Annotated in this window: 1 protein-coding gene; it reads left to right on the top strand. The window is 71.8% G+C overall.

Translation table 11 applies throughout. The annotated features are described in order from the left end of the window. On the top strand, positions 1 to 255 hold a 255-nt coding region (locus AC6LJ2_RS30185), incomplete at both ends, for a contractile injection system protein, VgrG/Pvc8 family (RefSeq protein WP_498152777.1).

The raw sequence follows: 255 nt of genomic DNA, 5'->3' as shown, positions 1-255 counted from the left end.
CCGACGTCGACAGCGCGCTGGCCGACCTGGCCCCGCGCCCCTACACCACGCAGTACCGCGAAACCGACTACGCCTTCATCAGCCGCCTGTTGGCCGAGGCCGGCCTGGGCTGGACCGTGCTGGAAGATGCCGAGGTGCCGGCGCGCCACGTGGTGCAGATTTTTGCCGACAGCCGTGCCCTGGCCGAAGACGCGGAGTCGTCCAGCGGCGGCGTGCGGTTCCAGCGCGCCAGCGCCACCGAATCGCGCGACACCG

The sequence above is a fragment of the Achromobacter sp. 1014246743 genome (genome assembly GCF_059760725.1).
The sequence above is the reverse complement of the archived record's forward strand: the minus strand, read 5'-3'. Positions and strand labels throughout refer to the sequence as shown.